Genomic DNA, 26,400 nt, shown 5'->3' with positions numbered 1-26,400 from the left:
AAATAAATTAAATTATAAAGTATACTTTTTTGTAATTATTTTTCCATTTACTAATACAAACTTAATAATATATACGCCTTTTGATAAGGATGTTGTTTGTGTAGTATTGTTATTAATATTCTCTTTTCTATAAGTAGAATGTCCACTTAAATCATAAACTTCAATCTCTTTTATATTTATTTTAGATTTTATATTAATCTTATTATCTGATGAAAATAAAACGAAATCATCTTCAATTTTTAAATCACTATTTGCAATAGATTTATTAAACTGAACAGTATAATCATGTGCGATAACTTCAAAAGTATAATCTCCATCAACTAAATTTTTCAAGTCAATTCCATTATTCTTTTGATAATCTTCAGCTTTTACAATTTCTATAATCTTTCCATTTTCTAAGATATTAACTTGAAATAAATCCGAATCATCAACATTTAATCTAATTAAACCATTCTTATCAGATTTCACAGCTTCATTTTCATCAACCACTACAGGAGTATTTTTAACAAATGGGATGGTTTGTTTTTCTCCCTCTCTTTCAATATTTAGATAATAAACACCATCTTGTAAAGAATTAAGGTCATTTGTTTGTGTTCTTGCATTTATATTGTTTTCATTACTAAAACTTGTAATATTTTCTAAAGTTGTATGAACATCTAATTGTAAATCGATATTAGAATATGTAGGTATAATAGCATTCTCTTGTTCTGTTATGGTATTATCATTATCACTTCTTTTAAAACCAAGCGCTGCTTTTAAATTAAAAAAACCACCCGCTCTTAACGTATTAAATTTGAAATTTGAAGCGATTACATATGGAATTATAGCTGCACCATGGTTAAATCGTCCCCAATGAAAATCATTAATTTTATATCGATTAAGGTTAAATATTGAATAATAACTTCTCTGAGAAGATTTTGCTTTTCTCGTGCTATTAATGTGAACAACTAAATCTTCTGTAGAATAACCAAATGTAGAAGGAGTTTTATTGTGCCAATTATAATTGTCATTTGCTCTTAAGCATCTTCTTAATGTGTGATTAGAATTACGAATAATGTCATTTACAAAAGAGTTTTTATATAATTCTCTCCATGCTTTTGGTCCCCAATCTAAACCACCACCATCTTCAACAATATTTTTTTTGAATGCTTCTTGGTATTTTGGTGCAATAATTTCATCTGGTGATTTATCGTACACATTATATCCTGTTAGTTTACACGAATAAATAAGACTAGCTGTAAATGCAGAAGCAGGATAAGTTTGTTTATCTATTACACCAAGCTGTAAAGTAGAGTAAGATAAGTCATATGGTCCAGAACCAGTATACATATGCTTAAATCTTATCTCATTTGTTTCTTGTGCTCTTCTTAAAGTTGCCATACTTGCATGTCCACCTTGAGAATAACCTGTTAAGAAATATTCATTATATCTATTAATACCTCCAATTTGATTGATAACTTTATTTGCTGCTTTTATAAAATCTAATGTAGCAGATGCTTCAGTATCATTGTGTACGTATGGATGTTGTCCATCTCCGTCTCCCATCCCAATATAATCAGGAGCCATAACGATATAACCATTCAAAGCAAAAGATAATTCGACTAAAAAACCAATACCGTGCATTCCAGAAAGGTTTGAAGGAACATTGTTTCTATGATCTGTCGTTGGATGTGTTGAAACAACAGTAGATAATCTGTGGTTTTTATTGGGATACATAAGTAACCCAGTAGCTTTAATAATTTCCTTTTTGGGATTAGTTGTATAATACTCTATTTTGTAGGCTTTTAAACCTACTTTAAAATTTTTTAAATATTGAATAGTTTTGTTATCAACATTTTTACCAAGGTTAGAGTCAATTAAGTTTATAACTCCAGCTGGGGTTAAATCAAGTTTACTGCTGTAATTAATAACATCACCTGGTTTCTGTCCATACATTTCAAATGAAATTAGTAATAGGAAAAGTAGATTTCTCTTTTTCATAAATATAAGTTTTTTTGGTTTTATGAAGATAATAAAAATTATAACAGAGTCAATGTAAAATATTGGTTATTAATTATTTAACAATAAAGTGTAAAGTGAGATGTATAATAAAATATGCTTTTTTTTACATAAAGTCAAGAAAAAAATATAAAGAAATTCTTAATAAACATCTAGGATATTAAGTGGTTGAAATTAGGTCATTAAAAAATAATGTGCTATATTTGCAAAGAATTTAAACAAATTAAAAAGGAGGAGGGCTGGTTATAGCTCTCTTTTTCGTTGTATATGGATTCAAATAAAGTAAAACAGCTCATAGAAGAAGCAATAGCCGAAAATCCGGCGTTGTTTTTAATCGATTGGAAAATCTCTCCAGATGATAAGATATCTATTTTAGCAGATGGAGACGAAGGTTTATCGATAGAAGAAATTGTAAGAATTAGCCGTCACGTGGAACATAATCTTGATAGAGAAGAGTGTGATTTCGCGTTAGAGGTTTCTACTCCTGGAGTAGGTAGCAATTTAACTTTACCACGTCAGTTTTCAAAAAATGTTGGTCGTATTTTAGAAGTAACATTAAATGATAAAGTGATGGAAGGTGAAATTGTAGAAGCAGATGAAGAAGGTGTTGTCATTTTTTGGGAATCTCGCGAACCAAAACCAGTAGGAAAAGGTAAAATTACAGTAGAACACGAAGAAAAAATAAATTACGCTGACATTAAGAAAGCGATAATAAAAGTCACCTTTTAAAAATTAAAATGTAATGGACAATCTTGCATTAATTGAATCTTTTGGAGATTTTAAAGACGATAAAAATATTGACCGTATCACGCTTATGGCCATCTTAGAAGAAACATTAAAAACTGTTTTGAAAAAGAAATATGGTACAGATGATAACTTTGATATTATTGTAAATCCTGATAAAGGGGATTTAGAGATTTGGCACAACCGAATCGTTGTTGAAGATGGTTTTTCTGAAGATGATGCGACAGATATCGAATTATCTGAAGCTCGTAAAATAGAACCAGATTTTGAAGTAGGAGAGGAAGTTTCAGAAAAAATTCCGATCGAAGCTTTAGGTCGTCGTGCTATTTTGACATTACGCCAAACATTAGTTTCTAAAGTAATGGAGCATGATAACTCTAACTTATATGAGAAATTTAAAGGGTTAATTGGAGAAGTTGTTTCAGGTGAAATTCATTATGTACGTCACAAACAAGTGATCATTATGGATGATGAACAAAATGAAATGATTTTACCAAAAGAAAATCAAATACCATCAGATTTTTTCAGAAAAGGAGATACATTACGTGCAGTTGTAGATGATGTAAAATTAAGAGGAGCAAAACCTCAAATTATTTTATCTAGAACATCGCCAAAATTCTTAGAGAAATTATTTGAACAAGAGATACCAGAAATTTTAGACGGATTAATTACAATTAAAAGTGTTGTTCGTATGCCTGGTGATAAAGCTAAAGTTGCAGTAGAATCTTACGATGATCGTATTGATCCAGTAGGAGCTTGTGTTGGAATGAAAGGATCTCGTATCCATTCTATCGTTCGCGAGTTACGTAACGAAAATATTGATGTAATAAACTATACTAATAATTTAAGTTTATACATACAAAGAGCTTTAAGTCCTGCAAAAATTTCGAATATCGAAATAAACGAGGAAAAAAATAAAGCATTAGTTCACGTTAATGCAGAAGAAGTTTCTAAAGCAATTGGTAAAGGTGGTTATAACGTACGTTTAGCATCTAAACTTGTTGGAATGGAAATTGATATTTTTAGAGAAGGTGCACAAGATGAAGATGTTGAATTGAGAGAATTCTCAGATGAGATCGATTCTTGGGTAATAGACGCATTCAGTGCGATTGGATTAGATACTGCAAAAAGTATCTTAGAACAAGATGTTGATGATTTAATAAAGAGAACAGATCTAGAAGAGGAAACAATTTTAGAAGTAATTCGTATTTTAAAAGAAGAGTTTGAAGATTAATTCACTCTTAAGTCATAAACAATTTGTAAATTTGCAAACATTATAAAATAAGAGATTAGTTTCATATGCCGGAAATAAGATTAAGTAAAGTATTAAAAGAATTAAATATATCAATAGATAGAGCTGTTGATTTTTTAGAAGCCAAAGGTAAAACTGTAGATAAAAACCCAAATTCTAAAATCGATGTGCCAACTTATGATATTTTAGTTAATGAGTTCCGGTCAGATGCTAAACAAAAGCAAGCTTCTGGGGAAGTAGTCATTAACAAAATTTCTGATATTAAAGCTGCAGAGAAAAAAGAAGCTGATGAAAAAGCAGCAACTGAAAAACCTGTTGTAGAGAAAACAGAAGTTATCCCAACGACTAAAGTAGAACTAGAAGGACCTAAGACTGTTGGTAAAATAGACTTAGATGCTTTAAAACCTAAAGCTAAGGAGGAAAAAGCTCCAGCTAAGGAAGAAGTAAAAAAAGAAGAAATCAAGAAAGAAGAAGCTCCAACTCCAAAAGTTGAAGAAAAGTCTACAGAAACTACTAAGGAAACAAAAGGTCCTAAAGTAATTAAGGTGATCGATCTTGATAAAATAAATAATACAGGTAAATCTAAAAAACAAGATTCTCCAGCTCCTAAAAAAGAGCAAACTGAAACTCCTAAAGTTGAAACTCCTAAAGTTGAAGCTAAGAAAGAAGAGGTGAAGAAGGAAGAACCTAAAAAAGTTGAAGAGGTTAAACCTGAAATAAAATCAGAAGCGAAACCTGAAGTGAAGAAAGAAGAAATTGAAGAAGTATCAACTGAAAATCAAAAAATTGAAACAGTTTATACAAAATTGGACGGACCTAATTTTACTGGAGCAAAAATTGATTTATCAAAGTTTGATAAAAAGAAACCAGACGATAAAAAAGGAAACCAGAGAGGAGGAGCTAATAATGCTGCAGATAAAAAGAAACGTAAACGTATTCAGAAAAATGTAAAACCTGAAGATGTAGCTAAATCTGGAGAAAACGGTAACAATAATAATCGTCAAGGACAAGGTGGTAATAACCAAGGAGGACAAGGCGGAAATAATCGTCAAGGACAAGGTGGTAACAACCAAGGAGGACAAGGTGGAAATAATCGTCAAGGTGGACAAGGAGGTGGAAATCGCCAAGGTGGACAAGGAGGTGGTAATCGCCAAGGAGGACAAGGTGGTGGAAACCGTCAAGGTGGACAAGGTGGAAACTTTAGAGGTGGAAACAACTTTAGAGGACCAAGAGCTCCACAAGTAGAATTGTCTGATGAAGATGTTAAAAAACAAATTAAAGATACTTTAGATAAATTAACTAATAAAGGTAAAGGATCTAAAGGAGCTAAACATAGAAGAGATAAACGTAAAGAACGTCGTGAGTATGCCGAAATGGAGCAAGAAGCGATCGACATGGACAAAACATTACATGTTACAGAATTTGTAACAGTTAACGAATTAGCTTCGTTAATGAATGTTTCTGTAACAGAAGTAATTTCTGCATGTATGTCTTTAGGTATCATGGTTACAATGAACCAACGTTTAGAAGCTGATACTATTCAATTAGTAGCAGATGATTTCGGATTCGAAGCAGTATTTGCTAATGCTGAGGAAGAAATTTCTACAGAAGAAGAAGAAATCGACAACGAAGAAGATTTAGAAACTCGTGCGCCAATTGTTACTGTAATGGGACACGTTGACCACGGTAAAACATCTTTACTAGATTATATTCGTAAGGCAAACGTAATTGCTGGAGAATCTGGAGGGATTACTCAACATATAGGTGCTTACAACGTAACATTACCAAGCGGTAAACGTGTAGCATTCTTAGATACACCAGGTCACGAAGCCTTTACAGCGATGCGTGCTCGTGGTGCTCAGGTTACAGATATCGCAATTATTGTAATTGCTGCTGATGACCAGATCATGCCACAAACAAGAGAAGCAATTTCTCACGCACAAGCGGCAGGTGTACCAATGGTATTCGCTATTAATAAAATTGATAAACCAGGAGCTAATCCAGAAAAAGTTAAAGAGCAATTAGCTCAAATGAACTTATTAGTTGAAGATTGGGGAGGTACTTACCAATCACAAGAAATCTCAGCTAAATCAGGATTAAACGTAGAGGATTTATTAGAAAAAGTTTTATTAGAAGCAGAAGTATTAGATCTTAAAGCAAATCCTAAGCGTAAAGCATCTGGTACAGTTGTAGAAGCTGCATTAGATAAAGGACGTGGATATGTTTCTACTATCATCGTACAAACAGGAACATTACAAATTGGAGATTATGTATTAGCAGGATCTCACCATGGTAAAGTTCGTGCAATGTTAGATGAGCGTGGTAATAATGTAAAAATTGCTGGTCCATCAACTCCAGTTACAATTTTAGGTTTAGCAGGTGCTCCAACAGCAGGTGATAAATTTAAAGTTTATGAAGATGAGCGTGAAGCGAAACAAATTGCAACTCGTAGAGATCAATTACAACGTGAGCAAACTATTCGTACACAAAAACACATCACACTTGATGAGATTGGACGTCGTATTGCTTTAGGAGATTTCAAAGAATTAAATATTATCTTGAAAGGGGATGTGGATGGTTCTGTTGAAGCATTAACAGATTCATTACAAAAACTTTCTACAGAAGAAATCATCGTAAACATCTTACACAAAGGTGTTGGACAAATTACAGAGTCTGACGTATTATTAGCTTCTGCATCAGATGCTATTATTATTGGATTCAACGTTCGTCCAGGTGTTTCTGCTCGTGAAATCGCAGATAGAGAAGAAGTAGAAATTAGAACTTATTCTATTATCTACGCTGCTATTGAAGAAATTAAAGAAGCAATGGAAGGTATGTTATCTCCAGAGTTAAAAGAACAAGTAACTGGTAATATCGAAGTTCGTGAAACATTCAAAGTAACGAAAGTTGGTACAATTGCAGGATGTATGGTATTAGATGGTAAAGTTTACAGACAATCTAAAATACGTATTATTCGCGACGGAGTTGTTGTTCACGATGGTGAGTTAGCTTCATTAAAACGTTTTAAAGATGATGTTAAAGAAGTTTCTAAAGGTTACGAATGTGGTCTTAATATCAAAAACTTTAATGATATCCAAGTAAACGATATTATCGAAGCATATGAAACTGTTGAAGTAAAAAAGAAATTGAAATAATTTCATATAGTATAAATTAAAAAGGAGCACTTTTAAAGTGCTCCTTTTTTGTTTTTATAAAGTATCATTCAAGTTTGTAAAGTTGAGCATGTCGAAACGCTATATAATAAGTTTCGTATCATGTAAATAAACTCAAAATTATAAGAATTATTAAGATTTTCAATGAACTATGATTCAGTTTTAACAAACTTAGAAACAATCATACTTGCTAAAATATTTCCTACCGAATTAAGAATAGTTGCTAAAGGATCAACTAAAGTTCCAATAATTATAACAGCAGGAACAACATCTGATGGTATTTTATAAACAGAAATCATTAACATTTCTCCAATGTACCCACCATTTGGTATACCACCAGCAACAGCACTTACAAAAACAGTTATTCCTAATGCCATGATAAGATTCGTCGGTTCAAAAAAGTTCCAACCGAGTAATTGAAATGCAACATATATTTTTATAATAGATGAAATAGAAGATCCATTTTTATGAATAGTAGTTCCGATCGGGATAACAACATTGGCAATAGAAGCTGGTACACCCATTTTTTTTGAAGCTTCAATAGCAACTGGCATTGTAGCCAAGCTACTACATGTGCTAATTGCAGTTAAACTTGGTAAAAGTCCTTCTTTCCAAAAAGCTTGTACACCACTTCTACCTTTCCAAATAAATGCATAAAGGCTAAAGAATACAATGAAATAAATAGTTCCAACGATATAATATAATCCTAAAGGTTTGGCATAAAAACCGAAAAGTTGTGGACCAATAGTTCCAACTTGATAAGCAAAATAAGCACCTAATCCAATAGGAGCAACTTTCATGATCAACAATAAAAGTTGTTTCATAACTTCATTTCCCGACAAAATAAAGTCTTGGAATACTTTTCCTTTTTCTCCAGCATTTCTGATAGATATTCCTACTAAAAAAGCAAATAACAGTAATGCAAGCATATTCTGGCGCGAAAACAAATGGTAAAATTCATCTACAGTAAAAAAGCCAACAATTTGGTCATTAATAGTCGCATTATTCTGAATATTTTCTGTTATCGTTTCTGATATATTTTTAGGAGCTTCTGTAGGGAAAAAATAAACCATAACGATACAGAATATAGCCGAAATCAAAATAAAACTTAGAAAAGTTAAAACCATTGTTCCAATAATTTTACCAAGTTTATTCTGCTGTTCAATACCAGATATAGCAGAAACAATTGCAAAAAATACCAATGGAATTACGGTTACAAATAATAGATTAAGAAAAATATCTCCAACAGGTTTTAGATAATTCACTAAATCTGGTTTAAAAATACCAATAAGACTTCCAATAAAAATACCGATGAGAAGTAAGATAATGTTACTATAGTTTTTCCAGAGATGTAGGTTCATTTTTTTAGTTTTAACCAAATATAATTTGGGAATTGTTTTAAAGTTAATAATTCCAGTAAGTTAAATAATATATTCTGTCTACTTGTTTTTTAATTATTTATTTTCTTAACATTTTTTTAAAGTTTTTTATAAATGACTTGGTTTATATTCTATAAAGTCTATAAATTTGCTAGACTTTAAAAAGATGATATGATTAGAGAGAAATACTCACTCAAAAAACTATTTTTAGTAACATCATTATTTGGAGGAACAGTATTGTTCGCCCAAACAAAAGTTACAGGAATTGTTCAGAATGATAATGGTCCAGTTGTAAATGCAACTGTAAATGTAAAAGGAACTAATATTACAACATCTACAGACGCTAATGGTTTGTATGAATTGATTGTAGAGCCAGGAAAATATTCTATTGTTGTTACGGCAGTAGGAGAATCTGCAACAGAGCAATCAATTGATGTAATGGATGAAAATGAATTTCCATTAGACTTTCTTTTACAATCAATAAATGAACAAACAGATCTTAGTGAAGTAGTTTTAATTGGTTCTAGAAGCGTTGGACGCACACAATTAGATTCTTCAACTCCTGTAGATGTAATCGATATAAAAGAAGTAACAAAAGATGTAGGACAAGTTTCCCTTAACCAAATATTAAATTATGTTGCACCATCTTTTAGTTCTAATACACAAGTTATCTCAGATGGTACAGATCACGTGGATCCTGCTTCTTTAAGAGGTTTAGGACCAGATCAAGTATTGGTATTAATTAATGGAAAACGTAGACATACAACTTCTTTAATTAATATTAATGGTGCATTTGGAAAAGGATCTGTTGGAACAGATTTAAATGCGATTCCAACTTCTGCAATTAAACGTATAGAGATTTTACGTGATGGTGCAGCAGCACAATATGGTTCAGATGCCATTGCAGGTGTAATTAATATAGTTTTAGACGATTCTACAGATAAATTACGTGCGACTATATCGTACGGAGGAAATTTATCTCGAAACGCAGAAGATAATTTTGATGGAGAAACTTTCCAAGCCAATGTAAATTATGGTGTAAAAGTAGGAGAAAAAGGAGGTTATGTAAATTTAGCTGGTTCTTATGATAAAAGACAACCATTTAATCGTCAAAAAGAATTTACAGGAACAATTTTCTCAGATTATAATCGACCAGATTTATATCCAAATCCAACAGGAGTAGATATTACAGAAGCTGAATTAGCAAGACGTGGAGAAACAAGAGGTGATTATGTTTCTAGAATAGGACAATCTAAAAATGAAGGAGGTGCAATTTTTATCAATTCACTTTTTCCCGTTTCAGATAAAACAGAAATTTATGCTTTTGGAGGATTAAATTATCGTTTAGGAGAATCAACAGCATTCCGTCGTCAACCATCGCAATTGCATCAAACAGTAGCATCTATTTTCCCAAATGGATATTTACCATTAATTGAAACAAATAATTACGATCGTTCATTATCTGCAGGTATTAGAAGTGAGATAAATAATTGGAAAGTAGATTTCTCGAATACTTACGGAAATAATACAATAGATTTCGGAGTTAAGAATACGGTTAATGCATCTATGTTAGATTCTTCACCAACATCTTTTGAAGCTGGTGGATATCGATTTACACAAAATACAACGAATTTAGATTTTACTCGATTTTTTGATGATGCTTTAGCTGGAATAAATGTTGCTTTTGGAGCTGAATTCCGTTATGAAAAATATCAAATTGTAGCAGGAGAAGAATCTTCTTATGCAAACTATGGTAAAGTAAGACAAATTGGAGTTGATGGAAATGGAAACCCAATTTATGTTCAGGATTTTAATGGAAATGTGAATACATTATTTGCAGCAAATGGAACACCATTCGCAGGAGGAGCACAAGCATTCCCTGGTTTTTTACCAGCAAATGAAGTGAATGCAAGTCGTCATTCTGTTGCAGCATATTTAGATACTGAGTTTAATTTTACAAAAGAATGGTTAGTTGCAGCAGCGGTTCGCTATGAAGATTATTCAGATTTTGGATCAACATTAAATGGTAAATTATCTACGCGATACAAATTAGGAAACTATGTTTTGAGAGCAGCCGCGAGTACAGGGTTTAGAGCACCATCGTTGCATCAATTATATTTTAGTGCAACATCTAGTTTATTCCAAGAAGGTGTTATTTCTAATTCAGGAACATTTACAAACGATAGCCGTGTAGCAAAATTATTAGGTATTCCTCAGTTAAATGAAGAAAAATCTAAATCAGTTTCGGCTGGAGTTACAGCAAACTGGGGTAAATTTAAATTGAGTGTTGATGGATATTTTATCAGAATAGATGATAGAATTGTTTATACAGGAGCTTTTACTGGAAGTAATGCTGCGGGAGCATCAGATCAAGACAAAGAAATTTATCAATTGTTACAACAAGCAAATGCAACTTCTGCTCGTTTATTTGCAAATGCCATAGATACAGAAACAAGAGGTTTAGATGTTGTTTTAACTTATCAAGATCGTTTTGGAAGAGGAAAATTAAGAGGAGATTTATCGGCAACTTTTAGTAAAACAAATGTTGTAGGAGATGTACATGCCTCAGATTTATTAAAAGGAAAGGAATCAACTTATTTTGATCGTTCTAGTAGAATTTACTTAGAATCTGCTGTTCCTCGTACTAAAGTTAATTTATCGCTTAATTATTCATTAGATAAGTGGAATGTTTACTTAAGAAATGTTTACTTCGGAGAAGTTGATGGCGCAACAAATACAATTGCAGACTCACAAGTTTTTAGTGCAAAAGTTGTAACAGATTTAAGTTTAGGCTATGCATTTACTAAAAATGTATCATTAACTGTGGGTGCAAACAATTTGTTTGATATTTACCCAGATAAAACAAATGTTGGTGGTTTAAGAGGAGCAGGGTATTTCTTGTATTCTAGAACTGGACAACAGTTTGGTACAGGTGGACGTTTTGCTTTTGCACGTTTATCTTTAAACCTATAAAATAAATTTTAACTAGTATAAAAATTACCAAATCTCTATTTTACTTAATAGAGGTTTGGTATTTTTGTTATAAGTATTTTGAAGAATTTAATCTTATGTTTTTTAATTAAAAGAATTAAAAATCAAATAAATACAAAAATAATAAATAGGCATTATGCCTTAAATCATAAATAGATATGAAAAAGATATCAATTATACTATTTTCTTTTCTTGCAGCTGTTCAGTTAATAGCTCAAGAAAATTATAAAAATGGAGTAGTGGTTTCTGCTCATCCAGAAGCATCAAAAGTTGGTGTTGATATTTTGAAAAAAGGAGGAAATGCAATTGATGCTTCAATTGCTGTACAATTTGCTTTAGCTGTTGTTTATCCAAATGCAGGTAATATTGGTGGTGGTGGATTTATGGTTTACCGCGATGCTAATGGAAAAACAGATGCTTTAGATTACAGAGAAAAAGCACCTTTAAAAGCGAAAGAGGATATGTACTGGGATAAAGATGGTAATGCAATTACAGATCTTAGTTTATATGGACAATTCGCGGCTGGAGTTCCTGGTACAGTTGATGGAATGGTAAAAGCACATGAGAAATATGGAAAATTAAGTTGGAAAGATTTAGTACAACCTGCAATTGATTTAGCTCAGAATGGATTTCAATTAACGAAAAAGCAAGCTGATGAGTTTACAACAAAGCATGAGAAATTCTTAAAATACAATACAAAATTAAATGCTTTTACATCTAAAGCAGTATGGAAAGAAGGAGATTTATTTGTACAAAAAGACTTAGCAAATACATTAAAATTAGTTCAAGAAAAAGGACGTGCTGGTTTCTATGAAGGAAAAACTGCTAATTTAATTGTAAAAGAAATGAAGAGAGGAAATGGTATCATTTCTAAAAAAGATCTTAAACAGTATAATTCAGTTTGGAGAACACCAGTTAGTGGAACTTACAAAGGATTAAAAGTAATTTCTATGCCACCGCCTTCTAGTGGAGGAATCGCATTGGTTTCTTTGTTTCAGTCTGTAGAAAATTATCCTTTACAAAAATGGGGATTTCAAGCAGATTCTACAATTCAAGTAATGGTAGAAGCAGAACGTCGTGTTTATGCAGATAGAGCAGAACATTTAGGAGATCCAGATTTTTATGATGTTCCTCAAAAACAACTATTAGATCGTTCTTATAATGTTGGAAGAATGAATAATTTTTCATTTGATAAAGCGACATTAAGCTCAGATATAAAGGCAGGAGAATTAAAAGGAAAAGAATCTATGGAAACAACACATTATGTGGTTGTTGATAAGGATGGAAATGCAGTTTCTGTAACAACGACACTTAATAATTCTTACGGTTCTTTAGTTGTAGTAGATGGTGCTGGATTTATTTTGAATGATGAAATGGATGATTTTTCTGTAAAACCAGGAACACCAAATTTATATGGATTAGTTGGTGGAAAAGCAAATGCGATAGAACCATCTAAAAGAATGTTAAGTTCTATGACTCCTTCTATTTTGGAAAAAGATGGAAAATTATTTATGGTGGTAGGAACTCCGGGAGGTTCTACAATTATTACATCGGTTTTTCAAGCTATTTTAAATGTTGTTGATTTTGGAATGACAATGCAGGAAGCTGTTGCAGCACCTCGTTTTCATCATCAATGGTTACCAGATCAAGTAGATTATGAACCAACAGCAATATCAGAAAGTGTTCGAGAAAAATTAAAACAAAAGGGATATAAATTAAAAGAAAGAAACCCTTATGGAAGAGTAGAAGGAATTTTAGTTAATCCAAATGGAACATATCAAGCTGGTGCAGATCCAAGAGGAGATGATAAAGCAATAGGTTATTAACAATTGTTCATAACATAAAAAAAGCAATCTATTTAGATTGCTTTTTTTGTTAATCAAAATCCTAGCTACTTAATATTTTAAAAATAATTTTAGAACTGTTCGTCTACTAAAACTTTATTTATCATTGCTCCTGTAATACTTCCGCTTGCAACTGCATTTGCAACAGATCTCATAGGATTTGTATTATCTCCACAAGCCCAAACGCCATCTATTGTTGTTAAGTTAAATGCGTCAATTTTAATGTAACCTTGTTCATTTATTTCACAACCTAATGCTGCTGGGATGTCAGAGTGTTGAATAAATGGAATTGCCGCATATACTGCTTTAAAATCAATTTTTGAATTGTTGTCTAATACAACATTTTTTACATATCCATTCTCATGTTCAATTTCTATTACTTTGTCCTCGATAATGGTAATATTATTTCTATTTAATTTTTCAAGTTGTTCTTCTGTAAAATCGGGTTTTCCATTCGTTAAAATTGTCAAATCCTTTGTTAGGTTATTAACTAATGATGCAATGTGTAATGCTCTATCTCCATTAGATAGAATTGCAGTTTTCTGATTTTTAACTTCATAACCATGACAGTATGGACAATGAATAACAGAGATTCCCCAACATTCAGTAAAGTTTTTAATTGCTGGAAATAAATCTTTTACTCCAGTAGCAAAAATTAATTTCTTTGCTTCAAAAGTTATATCATCAGCTGTTGTAATAGTAAATCCGTTTTCTATCTTTTTACCATGTACAGCAAGTCCGTTTATTAATTCTACAGTAGAATATTGGCTAACTTGTTCTTTTGCTTTTCTATGAATTTCGCTTGGAGTTTCTCCATCCTGTGTTAAAAAATTATGAGAGTGTGGTGTTTGTTCATTACAAGGAGCATTACTATCAATTACTAATACTTTTCTTAAAGATCTTCCTAAAGACATTGCTGCAGAAAGCCCTGCATAGCTTCCTCCAATTATAATGACATCGTATTTTTTATTTTTTAGCATCGTATTTTTTTACAAATCTAACTAAAAATAAATTAATGCGACATTGTTGTATTAATAAAAATTACCTTGAACTATTAATTAGATCAAGGTAATTTTTTAAAGTTTTTTACTAAGATAAATAGAAGGAGCACTTGCCAATTTATTTCCCAATTCTATGAATTCTTGAATATAGGGTTGTTTATTGTGTTCATCTAAACCAGATTGATTAGCCCATATTTCATAGAATATGAATGTATTTTCATTCTCAATACTTTGGTGTAAATCGTATTGTAAACATGCAGATTCTTTTCGAGTTTCTACAACCATATTTTCTAAAACACTTTTGACTTCTGCAAGAAACTCTGGTTTAGTTTCTATAATTGCTGTAAGATATATTTTCATAATTATTTATTTAAAATGTTTGCTAAATGTTGTTCATATTCTATGTGGTAATTGTCAAATCTTTCTGGTGTTAAACCTTTCATCACATCATAAAAATGAAAACCATCGACTTTTGTTAATCCAATAAATTTCATAGAAACATGGAATCCAAATAAGATACCTTCATCTACATTTTTTAGATTCATTATTTCACCTTCAATATTAAAAGCACCTTTTGGAGCATTCCAAGTTGTAGTTACCATATAATTTTTACCTTGTAACAATCCACCAGTTCCATAATTTATTTCAGGATTTGTTCTTGTTCTACCGTCATTTTTATAAAGTTTTCCATGTCCTCCCAATTGTAAAACTTCATCTATATATTGTTTTAATTTAAAAGGAACTTGAAACCACCAAATCGGCGTATGCCATACAATTAAATCTGCCCATAAAAAATTATCTGCTTCCGTAAAAGGATCATATTGTTCAGAAACGTTTGTAACTCTAACTTCAACCTCATTATTTGTAAAGTAATTTGAAGTCCATTGGCTAATTGTATCATTTAATTTTCCATTACTTTCTCCAAAAACTTGACCACCATTTATAATGAATACTTTCTTCATTTTTTCAATTTTAATTTTACATGACAAAATTATTTCATAGTTTTATAAAATTAAAATAATGTAAATTACATTAAACTATAATAATTATTATACTATGCAAGTCAATTTAGAGTGGTTTAGAACATTTAAAGCTATTTACGAAACAGGAACAATGAGTGGTGCTGCAAAGCAATTATTTGTTTCTCAGCCAGGTATTGGCTTACATTTAAATGCATTAGAAGCTTATACTGGTTTTCCATTGTTTGAAAGAACATCTCGTAAAATGATTCCTACAGAAAAAGGAAAATTGTTTTATCAGCAAATTTTGTCATCTGTAGAATGTTTGCAAGATGTAGAAAAGCGTTTTCAGAAAAAATCTGGTGTAGAACGTCCAACGCTTAGTATAGGAATGTGTGTAGAAACTTTTCAGCAAGTACTGGAAAAACATATACCTTATTTAGGTTTTAATTTAATTATGCAATTTGGAGACAATGAGCATTTACTCCATTTATTAGAAAATGGTTCTATAGATTCTATCATGACTTCTATAAAAAGTAATGATTCGAATTTAATCTATAACCCTTTTGCAAGTGAAAGATTTGTTTTAGTTGCAGGTAAAAATACTGATTTAACAGAATTTTATTCTCTAGATATTAATGATAAAAGTGTAGTAAAAGATTGGTTAAAAATGCAATTTTGGTACAGTACCGCTTCGGATATGAAAGTCTTAAATCGTTTTTGGGAAACAAATTTTGGTGAGCATCCAGACTTTTTACCGAATTACATCGTTCCAAATAAATTTTCTATTATTCGTTGTTTATCAATAGATGGTGGACTTGCTATTTTACCAGAGTTTTTATGCCAAGAAGTTTTAAATACCAAAGAGATAACAAAAATTTGGGAAGGATATTCTCCTGTTGAAAATGCTTTGTATTATGCGAAGCGTAAACAATCATTATTCATGGAAGAAATCAATCATATCGAGAAATTATTAATTAATGAGTTTTCTTCGGTTGAGATAGAAGAGCATATTGATTAATATCCATTCATTTCATTAATTATAGTTTTAGCTAATTTTATATCATCATCATAAGCTTTAGCTAAGCTATTTACTATACCAATATACAAGTTCATTTTTGTTCTTAAATATGGATCGGATAAAGAATTAGCATTAAAATTATTTTTACCAAATAATTCAATAATATCTTTTTTAGTTGAATTAATATCTTTTTCCATTTCAGTTGTTACAGACATATGCTCTTGGTAATAGGAAAGAATATCATTTTTAAGTTTTCGTTTTTCAATGTTTCCAATTTTTCCACTAGATTTGAATCCTTCATAATTTGCCTCTATATTTCTTCTAGTATTAAATTGTATTTTCATATCAATATATCCAACTTCTTCCATTTGCTTTTTGGAAAGTTTTAGTAATGATGATATTCCATTTTTAGACTCTTCAATTTTAGCTTTTTCATCTTTCATGTTATGGATATCAATTTCCAAATCATTTTTTAGATCACTTAAAAATGCTCGTGCTTCTTCTTGCTCCATGTTGTATTGGCTTCTATTGGTAAGCCAAATAGATACATAGACAGAAAAAACAATGACAATAATTTCTATGGTAATTCTTTTTAGTTGTGGTAAGAATTTTTTAAAAGATTGTTTTGGGATGTCAAAAGGTGAGCTGTCTGTATTGTTCATAAATTTTATTAGAGTAATTGTATAGTGTTAAATATGAGCACTAAGATAAATATTTTATCTTAAAATTTATTTTGAATATATAAGTGTTTTAATTTGTTGATACAATAAAAAAATCCGAAGAAATTAATTTCTTCGGATTTAAAATATTTAGAAAGTTGGATAATAATTACCAACCTTTTACAGCTCCTCCTTTAAAGATTTCGTTAGCTTTTTTAGCTACTTCCTCCGACTGATAAGCCTGTGTAAATTGTTTTATTTTTTCATCATTTTTGTTATCCTCTCTAGATACAACTAAGTTAACATATGGAGAATCTTTATCCTCTGAGAAAATACCTTCTTTTTCTTGATCTAAACCAGATTGTACTGCGAAATTATTATTGATAATTGCAATCACAACTTTTTTATCGTCTAAAACGCGAGGTAATTGTGGCGCTTCTAATTCGAAAATTTCTAATTTTTTAGGATTAGAAACGATGTCTGTAACCTTTGGTAATAAACCAACATTTGGTTTTAATTTTATTAAACCTTGTTTTTCTAATAACAATAAAGATCTTCCTCCATTTGTAGGATCATTTGGAATTGCGATTGTACTTCCGTCTTTTAATTCGTTAATAGATTTTATTTTTTTAGAGTAAGCAACGATAGGGAAAACAAATGTTTTACCAATGATAGCTAATTTATATCCACGTTGTTTTATTTGTTCATCCATAAAAGGTTTATGTTGATAAACATTTACATCAATATCACCTTGGTTTAAAGCCTCATTTGGCATAATATATTCACTAAAAGAAACTAATTCTACATCAAGATTATATTTTTCTTTTGCTACTTTTTTCGCTACTTCTGCTAATTCTTGTTCAGGACCAATTGTAATTCCAACTTTTAAAACGTTTGAATCATTAGTCTTTTTACCTCCACAAGAAAATAATGTAAATGCAGAGATTAAGGCAATGATAAAAGTAAAATTTAATTTTTTCATAATTTCTAATATTTATTTATGGTTGAATTTTTTTGAAAGTTTATCTCCAATAAATTGTAAAATAAACACAATAATAATTAATAAAATAAGAACGGTATTCATTATAACAATATCGTAACCAACATAACCATATTGATAACCAACTTGTCCTAATCCGCCAGCACCAACAGCACCACCCATTGCAGAATATCCAACTAAAGTAATTAATGTTATAGTTGCAGCATTTATAAGAGATGGTAAAGCTTCTGGTAATAAAACTTTACGAATAATTTGCATTGGTTTAGCACCCATAGATCTTGCCGCTTCTATTAAACCACTTGGTACTTCTAATAAGCTGTTTTCAACTAATCGAGCAATAAATGGAGCAGCACCTACACTTAACGGAACTAGTGCAGCAACAACACCAATAGATGTTCCAACTAAATTTCTTGTAAATGGAATCATCCAAACAATTAAAATAATGAATGGAATAGAGCGGAAGATGTTTACAAAAAATGCAACAACTTGATGAACAATTTTATTTTCTAATAATTGATCTTTTCTTGTTAAGTAAAGTAAAATACCTACAGGTAAACCAATAACAAAACCAAAAAATCCTGAAACCAATGTCATTACAATTGTTTCCCAGCTTCCTTTTATTAAGAGATTAATTACTGTTTCCGACATAGCCTACTTTTTTAATATTAAACGTTTGTGCTGTAAAATGATTTTCGATTGCTCTATTGTTTTGCTCATTCGCTTGTACTTTGATAAACAATGTTCCATAATTTACAGAACCAGCATATTCTATTCTCGAATTGATAAGTTCAATTTCTGACGAGAATAAACCCTTTACTTCTTCTATAATAGAATTATAGTGTGGCAAATTAGTAAAGCTTAGTTTATAAATTGTTGCAGCATTTTCTTGCTTAGAAGCTGAAATGTTTTTTTCGAAAAATGTTGGCAAACTCAAATCAAGAGAATTCGTAATAAATTCTTTTGTAATATCTTCTTTTGGATTTGTAAAAACATCTTCAACACTTCCATGTTCTACAAGAATACCATCATCAATAACGCCGACTTCATCACAAATTCTATTAATTACTTCCATTTCATGTGTAATTAATAAAATCGTCAAATTCAATTTTTGATTAATCTCTTTCAGAAGATTCAAAATAGATTTTGTTGTAGCAGGATCCAAAGCACTTGTTGCTTCGTCACACAATAATAAAGTAGGATTACTTGCTAAAGCGCGTGCAATTGCAACACGTTGTTTTTGTCCTCCAGATAAATTTGCAGGATACTCTTTTGCTTTATCACCGATTCCAACTAAATGAAGTAATTCATCAACTCGTGATTTAATTTCTCTTTTAGAAGTTCCAATTAATTCTAATGGAAGTGCAATATTGTCTTCCACAGTACGAGAAGAAAGTAAATTGAAATGTTGAAAAATCATCCCAATTTTACGTCTTTCTAATGTTAGTTTAGCTTCACTAAGGTCTAACAGATTTACATTATCTACCCAAACTTCACCCTCATCAGGTCGTTCCAGTAAATTTACACAACGAATAAGCGTACTTTTTCCTGCACCAGATTTTCCGATGATTCCAAAAATCTTCCCTTGATTTATTTTTAAAGAAACTTGGTTTAAGGCAATAGTTTTCTTTTTCGAAGATCGAAATGTTTTAGATATATTCTTTAATTCAATCATTTTATATAACAAAAAAACCTCTCAAAATATAATATGAAAGGTCTGTTTATAGTACTTAACTTATAATCTAGCAAATTTATAGAGATTAACTCACTTTTCCAAGAATTATTTAGTATTACGTCGTTATTTTATGATTAATATTAAAAATATTCTATTGAATAATGTTTAATTAGAAAAATAATCTAAAATAAGTATTTGTTCAATAGTTAGTAAATACCTATAGAGTAATTAATAGTAATAAATTCCTACGATAAAACGTCTCTAAATTCTTCATTTTTATCAAATTGAGCTTTTGCAAATGGACAAAGAGGAATTGCTTTTACACTTTCAGATCTCAACCAATCTATAATGTTTATTAAGATTTTTTTTCCAATACCTTGTCCTCCGTAAGCTTCGTCAACATGTGTATGGTCTATAATAATTTTATCATTTCCTGCCCAAGTATAAGTCATTTCTCCAGCAACTTTTCCTTCATCAATTGCTTGTACCATTCCTTTTTTACCATCATCTGTTTTTACGAATTCCATTGTTATATTTTTTTATGGTTAATAATTTTTATCAAAAATAAATCTATTTTCACTCTTTAATCTTGATGTAAGTTAAAAAGAATTTTTCTTTTAAAATGTTTTCATTCGTAGTTAGGGATTTGAGTTTTAAAATTAATTTCTACTATCTACTTTATATATTCTTCACTTTTAAATTGTAACAAATTAATAGAATCAGTTACTTATTATATAAAACACAAAATATGTTTAGAAAACTAATTGGCCTAGAATTAAAATCATTTATGAGATCGGCAACATTAGGTAAAGATATAGCTATGAAAATTTTTCTTTGGCTATTTGGTCTTTACATGATAGGATGTATGTTGCTTTTAGGAATAGGATTATATTTTATTTTAGAAAAAGCTTTTCCAAATCAAGCACCAATTTATTTTGTGAATCAATTTATTGTAATTTGGTTTATTATAGAATTGGTCATGCGCTATATGATGCAAAAAATTCCAATGCTCAATATAAAACCATTTCTCATTCAGAATATCAAGAGAGATACTATTGTAGATTTTCTTTTATTAAAAAGTGTATTCTCATTTTTTAATTTTTTAACGCCAGTAATTGTTATTCCATTTGTGGTATCAAATTTTATAAAGAGCGATTTTACAAGTTTAGAATTAATTGGTTGGACAGTTAATATTCTATCGTTGGTATTGGTTGCTAATTTTCTAAATATCATACTTCAAAAGAAAATAATAGATAACAATAAATTATTTATTCCATTTCTAGTTGTTATAGCTGTATTAGTAGGTTTACAATATTTTGATATTTTCTACACGACAAAATTCGTAGGGAATATTTTAAATTATATGCTTCATCATCCATATTTGTGTATTATTCCATTACTAGTGGTTGTAGGATTATATATAGTTTGTAAAAAAGTAATTAGCTCTAATTTCTATTTAGATGCATACCTAAAAACAGATGCATTATCTTTTAATGATAACGACTTTTCTTGGATAAGTAAATTTGGAGAAGTTGCACCATTTATGCAATTAGATTTAAAATTAATCTGGAGAAATAAACGACCAAAAACTGCTGTTTATACTGCATTAATGTTTAGTTTATATGGACTAATTTTCTATATGAACGATGTGTACAGTAATTCGGCAATGCTAACTTTTGTTGGAATTTTTATGACAGGAATGTTCATGATTAACTTCGGACAGTTTATTCCTGCGTGGGATAGTACATATTATTCAATGATGATGACACAAAATATTCCATTAAAATTGTACTTAAAATCTAAGGCTACTTTAATGTATTTTTCAATTATCGTCATGGCTATTATAACAACGTTTTATGCTTATTTCGGTTATCATATTTTAATTCTCAATTTGGCTTGTGCTGTTTATAATATTGGAATTAATGTTCCACTTATCCTACGAATAGGAGCAAACAATAAAAAGAGAATAGATTTAGATAAAAGTCAATTTATGAATTATCAAGGAACAGGTGTTGCGCAATGGTTAATTATGATTCCTGTAATGGTTTTCCCTGTTTTAATTTGGTTACTATTTAATTATATTTTTAATTTCTTAACAGCATCACTCGTTCTGGCAGGAGTTGGAATAATTGGATTTGCATTAAAATCATATTTTTTCAATTTAATAGAAATTGCTTACAAGAAGAATAAATATTCGTCACTACAAGGATTTAAACAACAAAACGCTTAATAAAAAACACAATTAAAATGATTCAAATTAATAATATATCAAAAGAATATAACGGAGTAAGAGTTATTCATATAGACAATCTAATCATTAATAAAGGAGAAAGTATTGGCTTAGTTGGAAACAATGGAGCAGGAAAAACAACACTTTTTAGTTTAATGTTAGATTTAATTGAGCCAACAACTGGTGAAATAAAATTAAACGATATAAAAGTTAACGAAAGCGAAGAGTGGAAAAAAGTTACAACAGCTTTTATAGATGAGAGTTTTTTAATTAATTACTTAACTCCAGAAGAATATTTTTATTTCATAGGAGATTTACGTGGTCAAAATAAAGCGAGTATAGATGCTTTTATAGCGCAATATGAAGAATTTTTTAATGGAGAAATTCTAGGAAAGAAGAAATATTTGAGAGATTTATCCAAAGGAAATCAGAAGAAAGTAGGTATTATAGCTGCTTTAATAGGTGATCCAGAAATTATAATTCTCGATGAGCCTTTTGCTAATTTGGATCCTTCAACACAAATTAGATTAAAAAATTTAATTAAAGATTTGACTCAAAACAAAGAAAAAACAATTTTAGTTTCTAGTCACGATCTAAATCATACAGTAGAGGTTTCCGATCGAATAATTGCTCTTAATAAAGGAGAGTTGGTAAAAGATATTAAAACTTCTACCCAAACATTAGAAGAGCTAGAACAATTCTTTGCAATATAATAGATGATCTCCTTCCAAACGAAGGAGATTTTTTTTGCAAATAAGTTATTGAGAAAATGACATCACTCAAGTTAAGTTATTAATTTTAGGTGTAAATTTGAATATGCGATGGATTAAAAATATCTTTAGTGTTGTTATACTAACTTTTTTAGTTGGTTGTAATACCGATGTCAAAAAAACTACAAAAGACTTTTATTATTGGCGAAGTAATTATTCGATTAACCCAGCAGAGAAAAAAGTTGTAGATTCTTTGAAATCAAAAAACGTCTATGTTCGTTTTTTTGATGTGGATAAAAAAGGAGGAAAGATTTCTCCAGTTGGTGTAATTCAGAATTTTAATGCAGAACAGTTAAATGTACGTTATATACCAACCGTTTTTATAACAAACCGAACATTTATCAATACAACACCAGATCAGATTAAGATTTTGGCAAAAGATGTTTTTAACTTTTTGAGTGAAACAGCAGAAAGAGGAAAATTAGAATCTTTTGATGAAATACAAATAGATTGCGATTGGACAAAATCTACAAGAGAAAATTATTTTTCGTTTTTATCAGAATTAAAATACATTTCACGTAAAAAACTTTCTGCAACTTTACGATTGCATCAAGTAAAGTTTAAAGATAGAGAAGGAGTTCCGCCTTTAGATAAAATGGTTTTAATGTGTTATGCAACCGAGAATCCTACTGATCAGTCAGATAAAAATTCGATTTTAGATTTAGATATCGCAAAAGATTATTTAGAAAACTTAAACAATTACCCCATAAAATTAGACGTAGCATTACCTATTTACTCATGGGCAATTTTAACCAACCACCTAGGAGATATAAAGCTTATTAATTCTTTTTCAGAAAAAGACTTACATGGAAAACCAGTCAAAAAAATAAAAGATGGACTTTATGAAGTTCAGGACGATTTTTTTGTGGAAAATTTTTATGTAAGCAAAGGATTTAAAATTAAAATAGAAAATATTTCATCAGAATTATTAATTAATACAAAACGTTTTATCGACCAAAAACTACCGTATAATTATCATGTGATTTATTATCATTTAGATTCAAAATTTTTGAAAACTATTCCAACAGAATTATGAAAAAAATAGTATTGACACTAAGTTTAATTTTCGGATTAACAAAATCTTTTGCTTGTGCAGATGGCGGAGGAGAAGATTATTACTACTACAATTTATTTTCGCAAACATTAAGCGAAGCACCACAATATCAACCATTTTTAATGACATTAGATAATCCTTATTTTGAATCTAATGATGGATTAAAAAATGAGAATATTTTATTGTGGCAAAAAACGATGGGCATAAGCTATGAACAGGCTTATAATTTAGTTTTTAAGGCTTCAAAATCTGATATTGATTTGATGATAAAGAATGGGAAATCATCTAATTCTAACTATAGTTATGCAACTGTTGATTTTGTAAAAAAGAACAAACAAAACTTATTGTATTTGTCTTATGCAAAATATTTAGAACCTTACATGGCATTTTATTATATAGACAATGATGAATGGTCATATGTTTCTCGTCCAGAGAAAAATGTCAATAATTTAAACTATAAAAAAGTTCTTGATGTTCTTAAAAAAAGTTGGAATGCCGAAACAGATAAAGAATTAAAAATAAGATATGGCTATCAGTTAGTTCGTTTTGCTCATTATTTTCACGAATATAAAGATGCTATTAATTACTTTAATATGTATGTAGCGTCTCAAGGGATTAAAAATCCTATTTATTATTATGCGTTAGATCAAAAAGCAGGAGCAGAAAGAGCATTAGAAAATTATCTCCAAGCAAATTATGATTTCTTTGAAGTTTTCTCTCATTCTAACGATAGAAAATTGAGCGCTTACCAATCAATGAAATTTACACAAGATCTTAATTTCGAGAAAATGTTAGCCAATGCAAAAACAAGTCAAGAAAAAAATGATTTGTATTTATTAATTGGTTACAATGATTTTTCTAATCCAATGGCGCCAATGCGAAAAATTGTTGCGAATGATATAAATGCTTTACAAGCTCGTGTATTATTTGCACGTGCAATTAATACAATAGAAAGACAATATCTACAACAAAATCCAGAATCTTATTATTGGGATTCTTCTAAAAAACAAAAAACATATTCTGATTTATACCTACCAATAAAAACTGGAGAAGGAGGATATTATATTGAAGAAAAAGGGCAAGATTTACAATTAAATGATTTAATAGCTTTTGCCAAACAACAAGCAACAAATGCAACAGATAAAGATTTTTGGAACTTATCTGTTTCCTATCTTAATTTATTGAACAAGAATTTTGCTGAAACAAAAAACTATTTAGCGAAAGTTAATACGAACTCTAAAGAATTTGAGCAACAAAAAAAGGTGATTGAAATTTTAACTGAAATCTTCGAACAAAAAAAGATTACAGATAATTTTGAGAATCATTTAATGACAAAATATGGGAATATTTTAAATTTCGAATACCCTAAACTTCCTGAAGATGAATGGACGTATTCGGCAGAAGTTAATCAGCAAATGAATCTTAAAAATGTTATTTTAGATGTTTTAGCAAACAGATTCTATTTGCAAGGAGATAAGGGAAAAGCTTTTCTAATTCATAATACTATTACAGATTTAGGTAATAATCCGTCTTGGGATATTATTAATGATTTAGATAAATTAGATAAAAAATCAAATAAATCTGCTTTCGAAAAATATTTGATTGCAAATAAAGTAAAATCTTTTGCTTACGATTATAAGACAGAAAAATTAAACGACATTACATTTAATCTTTCAGATTACCTTTCGGACTATAGAGGAACACTTTATTTAGGAGAGATGAAATTTGATTTAGCGAAAAAGGAATTCGAAAAAATAAACCAGAAGTATCATATTTCACCAAGTACTTTTTATGAATACGATTATGATTATTCAACAGATAAACAAACGAAGACTTTATTAGAGAATCAGTTTGATGGGTATCATAATATTACAAATAAGATTTTTGGTTACAATAAAATCGAATGTTTTAATTGTGATGAAGATGTTGTAATAGCAACTCCATATTTAAACGAATTTAAATTTATTCAACCAAATATGTCAAAATTAGAGTTAACAAATTCTCTTATAGAACTGGCGAAATTGGCAAAAAAATCAAACGAACAAGCGGCAAAAGCAAATTATCTTTTAGGTAATTTTTATTACAATACGACAACTTTAGGTTATTACCGCTATTTATTAACATTTGATAGAAACAATGCCAATGGACCAAAATACAATAATTATGGAGGTGATTATTTTAAAACAAATAATTTCTATTACAAAGACTTTGGTTGGGGAAGTAATTACACAGATAACTTTACTCCATCAGAAGGTTATTTAAAAAGAGCATTCAACTTAACAAAAGATAACGAAATGAAAGCTCAACTTTTATTTGCATTATCAAAGAATGAACAAGGGAAATTCTACAATTCCGAAGATCCAATTCTGAAACGTTTATACGAAAATAGCTACGACAATACAGATAAAATCTTAGCTTTTAAGGTAGCTAATTTTAGAAGTAATTTTAAAGAATTAAAGAAATATTCTAATACAAAAGCATATCAAGAGATAAAGTCAAACTGTAATTATTTTGATTATTATACCAATAATTTTTAAACAAAAAAGCGCTTTTTTTTAAAAGCGCTTTTTTGTTTTTTTGCTATTTAAAATAAATTTATTTATTTTTTTAGTATTTTTTTAACTAAAGATATATATCTTTGGCCAACCAACAG

General features: G+C 29.8%; 20 protein-coding genes. 10 read left to right on the top strand and 10 right to left on the bottom strand.

Annotated elements, in window-relative coordinates; translation table 11 throughout:
- Positions 1 to 12: 12 nt before the first annotated feature.
- Complete coding sequence (locus BUA86_RS00395; protein WP_072928795.1) at positions 13 to 1,980, bottom strand: T9SS type A sorting domain-containing protein; 1,968 nt, start codon at positions 1,978 to 1,980, stop codon at positions 13 to 15.
- 285 nt (positions 1,981 to 2,265) lie between these two features.
- On the opposite strand from BUA86_RS00395, the gene rimP reads away from it, so the two are divergent.
- The 3 genes from rimP to infB all read left to right on the top strand — a co-directional run bounded on the left by rimP (position 2,266) and on the right by infB (position 7,149).
- Complete coding sequence (gene rimP / locus BUA86_RS00390) at positions 2,266 to 2,727, top strand: ribosome assembly cofactor RimP (protein ID WP_072928793.1); 462 nt, start codon at positions 2,266 to 2,268, stop codon at positions 2,725 to 2,727.
- A 13-nt stretch (positions 2,728 to 2,740) separates the two neighbouring features.
- The gene (gene nusA / locus BUA86_RS00385) at positions 2,741 to 3,976 is read left to right on the top strand and encodes a transcription termination factor NusA (protein WP_072928792.1); all 1,236 of its coding nucleotides are present in this window, start codon (positions 2,741 to 2,743) and stop codon (positions 3,974 to 3,976) included.
- A gap of 65 nt (positions 3,977 to 4,041) precedes the next feature.
- Entirely contained in the window at positions 4,042 to 7,149 is a 3,108-nt protein-coding gene (gene infB / locus BUA86_RS00380) for a translation initiation factor IF-2 (RefSeq protein WP_072928790.1), read from the top strand.
- 167 nt (positions 7,150 to 7,316) lie between these two features.
- Here infB and BUA86_RS00375 read toward each other — a convergent pair whose 3' ends face one another.
- On the bottom strand, positions 7,317 to 8,528 hold the full coding sequence (locus tag BUA86_RS00375; protein WP_072928788.1) for a dicarboxylate/amino acid:cation symporter: 1,212 nt from the start codon (positions 8,526 to 8,528) through the stop codon (positions 7,317 to 7,319).
- Between the two features lie 189 nt (positions 8,529 to 8,717).
- Here BUA86_RS00375 and BUA86_RS00370 point away from each other — a divergent pair, with 189 nt between their 5' ends.
- Complete coding sequence (locus BUA86_RS00370; RefSeq protein WP_072928787.1) at positions 8,718 to 11,519, top strand: TonB-dependent receptor; 2,802 nt, start codon at positions 8,718 to 8,720, stop codon at positions 11,517 to 11,519.
- A gap of 176 nt (positions 11,520 to 11,695) precedes the next feature.
- Positions 11,696 to 13,363 carry a gamma-glutamyltransferase gene (gene ggt, locus BUA86_RS00365; RefSeq protein ID WP_072928785.1) on the top strand — a complete coding sequence of 556 codons (1,668 nt, stop codon included), beginning with the start codon at positions 11,696 to 11,698 and terminating at the stop codon, positions 13,361 to 13,363.
- An 89-nt stretch (positions 13,364 to 13,452) separates the two neighbouring features.
- Here ggt and BUA86_RS00360 read toward each other — a convergent pair whose 3' ends face one another.
- The 3 genes from BUA86_RS00360 to BUA86_RS00350 form a co-directional block, all read right to left on the bottom strand.
- The gene (locus BUA86_RS00360; protein ID WP_072928783.1) at positions 13,453 to 14,361 is read right to left on the bottom strand and encodes an NAD(P)/FAD-dependent oxidoreductase; all 909 of its coding nucleotides are present in this window, start codon (positions 14,359 to 14,361) and stop codon (positions 13,453 to 13,455) included.
- 96 nt (positions 14,362 to 14,457) lie between these two features.
- Entirely contained in the window at positions 14,458 to 14,742 is a 285-nt protein-coding gene (locus BUA86_RS00355; RefSeq protein ID WP_072928781.1) for a putative quinol monooxygenase, read from the bottom strand.
- Between the two features lie 2 nt (positions 14,743 to 14,744).
- The gene (locus BUA86_RS00350; protein ID WP_072928778.1) at positions 14,745 to 15,344 is read right to left on the bottom strand and encodes an NAD(P)H-dependent oxidoreductase; all 600 of its coding nucleotides are present in this window, start codon (positions 15,342 to 15,344) and stop codon (positions 14,745 to 14,747) included.
- 94 nt (positions 15,345 to 15,438) lie between these two features.
- Between BUA86_RS00350 and BUA86_RS00345 the strand changes: the two genes are divergently transcribed.
- Positions 15,439 to 16,362, top strand: coding sequence for a LysR family transcriptional regulator (locus BUA86_RS00345; protein ID WP_072928776.1), 924 nt, complete (start codon positions 15,439 to 15,441; stop codon positions 16,360 to 16,362).
- On the opposite strand, the gene BUA86_RS00340 is transcribed toward BUA86_RS00345, so the two are convergent.
- From BUA86_RS00340 to BUA86_RS00320, 5 genes are all read right to left on the bottom strand, one after another.
- Positions 16,359 to 17,024 carry a hypothetical protein gene (locus tag BUA86_RS00340; RefSeq protein ID WP_072928774.1) on the bottom strand — a complete coding sequence of 222 codons (666 nt, stop codon included), beginning with the start codon at positions 17,022 to 17,024 and terminating at the stop codon, positions 16,359 to 16,361. The two genes, BUA86_RS00345 and BUA86_RS00340, sit on opposite strands and share 4 nt — an antisense overlap.
- A gap of 166 nt (positions 17,025 to 17,190) precedes the next feature.
- Positions 17,191 to 18,003, bottom strand: a complete 813-nt coding sequence (gene metQ / locus BUA86_RS00335; RefSeq protein WP_072928772.1) for a methionine ABC transporter substrate-binding lipoprotein MetQ — start codon at positions 18,001 to 18,003, stop codon at positions 17,191 to 17,193.
- A gap of 12 nt (positions 18,004 to 18,015) precedes the next feature.
- The gene (gene metI, locus BUA86_RS00330) at positions 18,016 to 18,669 is read right to left on the bottom strand and encodes a methionine ABC transporter permease MetI (protein WP_072928770.1); all 654 of its coding nucleotides are present in this window, start codon (positions 18,667 to 18,669) and stop codon (positions 18,016 to 18,018) included.
- Positions 18,650 to 19,693 (bottom strand): methionine ABC transporter ATP-binding protein, encoded by a 1,044-nt coding sequence (locus BUA86_RS00325; RefSeq protein WP_072928769.1) that lies wholly within the window; start codon positions 19,691 to 19,693, stop codon positions 18,650 to 18,652. The genes metI and BUA86_RS00325 overlap by 20 nt, the downstream gene beginning before the upstream one ends.
- 245 nt (positions 19,694 to 19,938) lie before the next feature.
- The gene (locus BUA86_RS00320; protein ID WP_072928767.1) at positions 19,939 to 20,220 is read right to left on the bottom strand and encodes a GNAT family N-acetyltransferase; all 282 of its coding nucleotides are present in this window, start codon (positions 20,218 to 20,220) and stop codon (positions 19,939 to 19,941) included.
- 221 nt (positions 20,221 to 20,441) lie between these two features.
- On the opposite strand from BUA86_RS00320, the gene BUA86_RS00315 reads away from it, so the two are divergent.
- From BUA86_RS00315 to BUA86_RS00300, 4 genes are all read left to right on the top strand, one after another.
- On the top strand, positions 20,442 to 21,923 hold the full coding sequence (locus tag BUA86_RS00315; protein ID WP_072928765.1) for a DUF5687 family protein: 1,482 nt from the start codon (positions 20,442 to 20,444) through the stop codon (positions 21,921 to 21,923).
- Positions 21,924 to 21,940: 17 nt separating this feature from the next.
- Positions 21,941 to 22,636, top strand: a complete 696-nt coding sequence (locus tag BUA86_RS00310; protein WP_072928763.1) for an ABC transporter ATP-binding protein — start codon at positions 21,941 to 21,943, stop codon at positions 22,634 to 22,636.
- Between the two features lie 103 nt (positions 22,637 to 22,739).
- Positions 22,740 to 23,729 carry a hypothetical protein gene (locus tag BUA86_RS00305; protein WP_072928762.1) on the top strand — a complete coding sequence of 330 codons (990 nt, stop codon included), beginning with the start codon at positions 22,740 to 22,742 and terminating at the stop codon, positions 23,727 to 23,729.
- Positions 23,726 to 26,284 (top strand): hypothetical protein, encoded by a 2,559-nt coding sequence (locus tag BUA86_RS00300; RefSeq protein WP_072928760.1) that lies wholly within the window; start codon positions 23,726 to 23,728, stop codon positions 26,282 to 26,284. The genes BUA86_RS00305 and BUA86_RS00300 overlap by 4 nt, the downstream gene beginning before the upstream one ends.
- Positions 26,285 to 26,400 lie beyond the last annotated feature (116 nt).

Source organism: Chishuiella changwenlii (genome assembly GCF_900142565.1).
GTDB classification, from domain to species: Bacteria; Bacteroidota; Bacteroidia; order Flavobacteriales; family Weeksellaceae; genus Empedobacter; species Empedobacter changwenlii.
Note: the sequence above shows the minus strand (reverse complement) of the source record. Positions and strands in the feature narration are given on the sequence as shown.